This is a genomic window from Aeromonas sp. R2-2, assembly GCF_040908355.1.
GTDB lineage: Bacteria > Pseudomonadota > Gammaproteobacteria > Enterobacterales > Aeromonadaceae > Aeromonas > Aeromonas veronii.
On record NZ_JBFODQ010000032.1, the window covers coordinates 1 to 3,977 of the forward strand.

3 protein-coding genes and 2 pseudogenes are annotated in these 3,977 nt (G+C 57.9%); 4 read left to right on the forward strand and 1 reads right to left on the reverse strand.

All coding sequences use genetic code 11. From position 1 onward, the window contains the following. Positions 1-314 (forward strand): annotated as a pseudogene (locus AB5Z09_RS06405) (penicillin-binding protein 1C); the annotation flags it as partial. 426 nt (positions 315-740) lie between these two features. Here AB5Z09_RS06405 and AB5Z09_RS06410 read toward each other — a convergent pair. Further along, positions 741-1,706: a hypothetical protein gene (locus AB5Z09_RS06410; RefSeq protein ID WP_245098460.1), complete on the reverse strand. Its 966-nt coding sequence runs from the start codon at positions 1,704-1,706 to the stop codon at positions 741-743. A gap of 177 nt (positions 1,707-1,883) precedes the next feature. On the opposite strand from AB5Z09_RS06410, the gene thiI reads away from it, so the two are divergent. From thiI to AB5Z09_RS06425, 3 genes and pseudogenes are all read left to right on the forward strand, one after another. Then, complete coding sequence (thiI, locus tag AB5Z09_RS06415) at positions 1,884-3,332, forward strand: tRNA uracil 4-sulfurtransferase ThiI (protein ID WP_368194884.1); 1,449 nt, start codon at positions 1,884-1,886, stop codon at positions 3,330-3,332. A gap of 125 nt (positions 3,333-3,457) precedes the next feature. Next, positions 3,458-3,661, forward strand: a pseudogene (locus tag AB5Z09_RS06420) (transposase domain-containing protein); the annotation flags it as partial. Beyond that, positions 3,616-3,977 (forward strand): transposase domain-containing protein (locus AB5Z09_RS06425; RefSeq protein WP_368194885.1); only part of this gene is annotated, 362 nt, incomplete at its 3' end. The pseudogene AB5Z09_RS06420 and the gene AB5Z09_RS06425, both read left to right, overlap by 46 nt.

Here is a 3,977-nt window from a genome sequence, read left to right on the forward strand (position 1 = left end):
GGCAGGCGCTGCTCGCCAGCGGCTGCGCGGGGGAAGGGCAGAGCGCCGAGCTGCAGGCCCCCATTCGCATCGTGGCGCTGGGGGAGGGCAACCTTATCCGCAGCCAGCGCTATCGGTTGCAGCCCAAGGTGCTCGGCGGTGTCGGCAAGCCAGCTTGGTTTCTCAACGGCCAGCGGCTGCGCTGGGACGGGGATCAGGTGCTGAGTGTGGCGGGTCGTTATCAGCTGGTGGTGGTGGACGAGGCGGGTAACAGCGATCGCATCGAGTTTCGCGTGGTGCATCCTGACAGTGATGCCGGCACCATCACCCGTTGAGCGTTTTGCCGACAGCCATTGAGGTGAATGTAATTAACTATTTGAAATGCATCAATATTTGATTGGATGAATTAATTTGTGAATAATTACGAATTCATTCAAATCCAATCGGGAGTTCTCTTTTGCTGCGTGTTCTGTGTCCCTTGCTGGTGCTGATGAGTTCGGGTTGTGCCACAACCAATCATGGTGATCACCATGTTTCTCCTGAACGTACCGGGTTCTATTCACCTTTCGAACCTGCTTCCGATAGTTTTGCGCGTTGCTATCAGAAACAGTTTGCCTGTACCCCTGCCAATATCCGCCGTGACAGGGCGATGGAGGCGCGCAGGCAGGCGCAAGAGCGGGCCAATCACCGGGGTGATGATTGGTAGGCCGCAGAAAACGAGAGGGGTTGGCAGATGCCAACCCCTTTTTCATTCCGCCAATTCAGCCCTGTTGGCGCAGATGACCGAGCCGGGTGAAGAAGTGCTGGCTCTTGCGCTGGTGAAAGTGGCTCTTCTTGATGGGATGGAAGATGAGGTTGCTTTCGGGATGGCTCGCTTTTAACTGGTGGAGCATTGCCACGGCGGGCAGGCTGGTGCTGACCAGGGTGGTGAGTGGCATGCTGATGGTCTCGGGGCCGAGCAGTTGATTGAGCCCTTGCTGAGCCTGCTCAAAGCGGGTCAGGGCCGCCGGGTCGGCATAGCCGCTCCCCAGCATGGTGAGCAGGTTGTCGAGGGCCAGATTAAATTCGGCCAACTGCTGGCGAAAGCCGCTGCGCCCGCGCAGAGCGATAAGCTCGGCGAAAGAGATCTCGCCGAGGTGAGTGGGTACTTGCAACGGGATCTCGAGGTGGAAGCAATCCTGCCCGCCCCGGTTGTGGTAGCGGGATTCGAGCAGATGGAGCAGGCGGTCCAGATAGTCGTGATCGGTAATAAGCGCCCCGTCATTGGCGAGTGCCCACTCACGGGCGAGACGCATGGAGAGCAGATTGGCAAAGCGTCGTGCCATTCTGATCCCACCCTCATCCCGGGTCGCAAAGCCGTGAGTCAGGCAAAAGCCGTGCAGCCGTTCCAGCCCCGCCTGATCCGGGCAGAAGCAGTCGTGGTTGGCCTCCTGACGCCAGCGACCAATCAGCTCCTTGTTGCCAAACACCTTGTGGCGGACGAAATCGGGGGCCACCAGGCCGCTTATCTGGCACTCCAGTTGCGGGGTAATGGCGGCAAAGAAGGCGGCATCGGGCCGCTCAGCCAGCAGATCGGTCTGCTGTTGAAGGGTATCGAGCAGGGCGGTGAGACCGCTCTTTTCGCTGACGGTGAAGACAAAGGCAAGCCGCTCCAGATAGAGCAAGGCAAATTTGAGCCAGAGCTCGTCGCGTACCTCCATGCCGGGGTAGTAGATATAGGTCTTCATCGGATCAGTCTGTTGTCAAAAATCTGGCGAGGCGCAGGGTCGGGAATATACGCAAGATTGGCGCTGCACGGCAAACACTGCGTGGGGTAATGTGAGCAAACGCTCATCCAGTAGGCGCTGGCCACAAAGTTCTGATATAATTCGCGCCCTTAAATCAAGGTCACCCGAGTCATTACCATGAAGTTCATTATCAAGCTGTTCCCGGAAATCACCATCAAGAGCAAGTCGGTTCGCCAGCGCTTTATCAAGATCCTGCAGGGCAATATCCGCAATGTCCTGCGCCGCTTCGACGACGATGCCCGCGTACGGATGGATTGGGACAAGCTGATCGTGAGCTCCCGCAACGACCAGTTCCGCGAGCAGGCTATCGAAGCTTTGGCCTGTATTCCGGGCATTCAGGCCTTCCTCGAGGTACAAGCCAGCAAGTTTACCGATCTGCACGACATCTTCGAGCAGGTGAAAGCCGTATGGGGCGACCAGCTCAAGGGCAAAACCTTCTGCGTGCGCGCCAAGCGCCACGGCAAGCACGAGTTCTCCTCCCTCGAGGTTGAGCGCTATGTTGGCGGTGGACTGAATCAGCACTGCGAAAGCAACGGTGTGCGCCTCAAGAACCCGGATGTGAAGATCAACCTCGAGATTGACGGCGAAGAGCTCTTCATCGTCAGCGCCATCCATCAGGGCCTGAGCGGCATGCCCATCGCGACCCAGGAAGATGTGCTGAGCCTGCTCTCCGGCGGTTTTGACTCAGGCGTGGCGTCGTTCCAGTTCATCAAGCGCGGCTGCCGGGTGCACTACTGCTTCTTCAATCTGGGCGGTGCTGCCCACGAAATCGGCGTCAAGCAGGTGGCCTACCACCTGTGGAACCGTTTCGGCTCCTCCCACCGGGTACGTTTCACCGCTGTGGACTTCGAGCCGGTGGTTGCCGAGATCCTCGAGAAGATCGACAACGGTCAGATGGGCGTGGTGCTCAAGCGGATGATGATGCGTGCTGCCGCCAAGGTGGCCGATGAATTCCAGATCCCGGCGCTGGTGACCGGCGAGTGTGTGGGTCAGGTATCCAGCCAGACCCTCACCAACCTGAACGTGATCGACCGGGTGACCGACAAGGTGATCCTGCGCCCGCTCATTACTTGGGACAAGCCGGATATCATCAACGAAGCCCGCCGTATCGGCACCCTGGAGTTTGCCGAGACCATGCCGGAGTATTGCGGTGTCATCTCCAAGAAGCCGACCGTGAAGGCCGAGCTCTCCCGCATTGATGAGGAAGAGGCCAATTTTGACTTCTCCATTCTGGACAAGGTGGTCTCCGAGGCCCGTTACCTCGATATCCGCCGTATCGGTGAAGAGACTGCCGCTGAAGTGCAAGAGGTGGAAACCACCCAGGTGCTGGGCGCTGACGAGGTGATCCTGGATATCCGCTCTACCGATGAACACGATGAGAAGCCGCTGGTGGTGGAAGATCGTGAAGTGCTGCATATCCCCTTCTTCAAGCTGGCCACCGCCTTTGGTGATCTGCCCAAAGAGAAGACCTACCTGCTCTACTGCGATCGCGGTGTGATGAGCAAGCTGCAGGCGCTCTATCTGAAAGAGAAGGGCTTTGACAACGTCAAGGTGTACCGCCCGTAAGCGTGTTTTTTACCTTCAATAAAAAAATCCGGCCAATGTGCCTAATGCCGATCAGTTAAGGATCCATTGACCGATCCTTCTGTTGTGTGAAAATCCGAAACCTGTTGATTGGTTTCGGATTTTTTATGCGTATCGCTCACGCTCTCGACTTCCTCCACGCCAGCAATGCTGCCCAGTTTGAGTCACTCTCAGACCTCATTGCTCCCGAGCTCAGCACAACGCTGCTCGCCGAAGAGGATGTCGTGACCCTGCGTCGCCGCCGTATGCCCATGGATCGTCTGGTCTGGGCCATCATCGGCATGGCTATCTCCACGCCAGCAATGCCGCTCAGTTTGAGTCACTCTCTGACCTCATTTCTCCCGAGCTCATCACGATGCTGCTCGCCGAAGAGGATGTCGCGACCCTGCGTCGCCGCCGTATGCCCATGGAGCGCCTGGTCTGGGCCATCATCGGTATGGCTATCTTCCGCCATGTTCCCATGACCCAGCTGGTCAATCAGCTCGATATCCTGTTGCCCGAGGACCGTCCCTTTGTCGCCCCCAGCGCCTTTCTGCAAGCTCGCCAAAAACTGGGGGACAAGAGCATCGAACGCCTGTTTCACGAGACCGCTTCGCGCTGGCACCAGCAGGCCAATCATCCCGGCTG

Coding starts and splice junctions, on each gene's coding strand:
- thiI (WP_368194884.1), top strand. CDS start 1,884: ATGAAGTTCATTATCAAGCTGTTCCCGGAAATCACCATCAAGAGCAAG.
- AB5Z09_RS06410 (WP_245098460.1), bottom strand. CDS start 1,706: ATGAAGACCTATATCTACTACCCCGGCATGGAGGTACGCGACGAGCTC.